Origin of the sequence: Erythrobacter sp. CCH5-A1 (genome assembly GCF_001557115.1) — a bacterium.
Taxonomy (GTDB): Bacteria; Pseudomonadota; Alphaproteobacteria; order Sphingomonadales; family Sphingomonadaceae; genus Erythrobacter.
The window spans coordinates 1-1701 of the sequence record NZ_LSKQ01000130.1; the positions used below are offsets into that span (position 1 = coordinate 1).

Consider the following 1701-nt stretch of genomic DNA (forward strand, 5'->3'; position numbering starts at 1 on the left):
CCCCCGGCCCCTCCCGCAAGCGGGAGGGGAGAAGAAGGCGCGGGCCAGTCCCCCTCCCGCTCGCGGGAGGGGTAAGGGGTGGGCGCGAGGGGAGAGGGAATGACCTGGGCCAAGGAACTCGAGGAACTGCGCCGCCGCGAGGCGCTGGCCGAGCAGATGGGCGGCGCGGACAAGGTGGCGCGGCAGCATGGGCGCGGGAAGATGGACGCCCGCGCGCGGCTCGCGGCGCTGTGCGACGAGGGCTCCTTCCGCGAGATCGGCAAGATTGCGGGCTCGGCGAAGTATGACGCCAATGGCGACCTCGCCAGCGTCACCCCCGCCCCCTTCCTCTTCGGCAAGGCGCTGATCAATGGCCGCCCGGTCGTCGCTACGGCCGACGATTTCACCATCCGCGGCGGCGCGGCGGATGCGGGGATTGCGCGCAAGATGGTGCAGGCCGAGATGATGGCGCACCAGTTGAAGCTCCCGATCATCCGCATGATCGACGGGACGGGGGGCGGCGGCTCGGTCAAGACGCTTGAGCAGATCGGCGCGACCTACATCCCCGCCGTGCCCGGCTGGGGCGATGTGGTGACCAATCTCGACACCGTGCCGGTCGTCGCGCTGGCGCTGGGGCCGACCGCGGGCCTCGGCGCGGCGCGGACCGTGGCGAGCCACTACTCGATCATGGTCAAGGGCCTCTCGCAGATCTTCGCGGCGGGGCCTGCGGTGGTCGATGGCCTCGGGGAGGCTTACAAGGGCGGTGCGGCCAATCACGAGGAGGCGAAGGAAGCGCTCGGTGGAAGCGCGATCCACACCCGCAACGGGGTGGTGGATGACGAGGTGGCGAGCGAAGCCGAGGCCTTCGCCCGCGCGCGGCACTTCCTCTCCTTCATGCCCGAATATGTCGGCCAGCCCGCCCGCCGCGTCGCAACCGGCGACCCGGCGGACCGCCGCGAGGAGGCGCTGCTCAGCCTCGTCCCGCGCGAGGACAAGCAGGTCTATTCGATGCGCCGCTGCCTCGACATGGTGTTCGATCACGGCACCGTGTTCGAGATCGGCCGCCACTGGGGCCGCGCCGCGATCACGGCGCTCGCCCGGCTCGATGGCTGGCCGGTCTGCGTGATCGCCTCCGACCCCAGCTACCTCGGCGGATCGTGGGAGGCCAAGACCTCCGAGAAGGTCGAACGCTTCGTCCGCCTCGCCGACCAGTTCCGCCTGCCCATCGTCCACCTCGTCGACAACCCCGGCTTCATGATCGGGCGCGAGGCGGAGATGGCGGGGACGATCCGCTACGGCGTCAACGCGATGAACGCGATCTACCGGGCGACCGTGCCGCTGGCGTCGGTCGTGCTCAGACGCGCCTATGGCATCGCGGGCAGCGCGATGAGCAACGCCGACCGCTACCAGTACCGCTATTGCTGGCCGTCGGGCGACTGGGGGAGCCTGCCCATCGCGGGCGGGCTCGAAGTCGCCTACAAGTCGGAGCTGGAAGCCTCGGACGACCCCGCGGCACTGCTCGAGGAAATCCGCGCGCGGCTGGCGAAGGTCACCTCGCCCTTCCGGTCAGCCGAGCGCTTCAATGTCGAAGACATCATCGACCCGCGCGACACGCGGCCCTTGCTGTGCGAGTTTGCCGGGCTGGCGTGGCGGCGGCTTGGCGCGGACTAGAGTCTGTCCTGTTTAGATTGAGGCATAGCCGCTGTTTCTGAGGTAGTTGGC

At 69.9% G+C, this 1701-nt stretch carries 1 protein-coding gene; it reads left to right on the forward strand.

Annotated elements, in window-relative coordinates; all coding sequences use genetic code 11:
• Positions 1-99: 99 nt before the first annotated feature.
• The gene (locus tag AX708_RS07020) at positions 100-1650 is read left to right on the forward strand and encodes an acyl-CoA carboxylase subunit beta (RefSeq protein WP_067489796.1); all 1551 of its coding nucleotides are present in this window, start codon (positions 100-102) and stop codon (positions 1648-1650) included.
• Positions 1651-1701 lie beyond the last annotated feature (51 nt).

What these genes read in the sequence shown, in the direction of transcription:
- AX708_RS07020 (WP_067489796.1), top strand. Translation starts at nt 100, where the DNA reads ATGACCTGGGCCAAGGAACTCGAGGAACTGCGCCGCCGCGAGGCGCTG.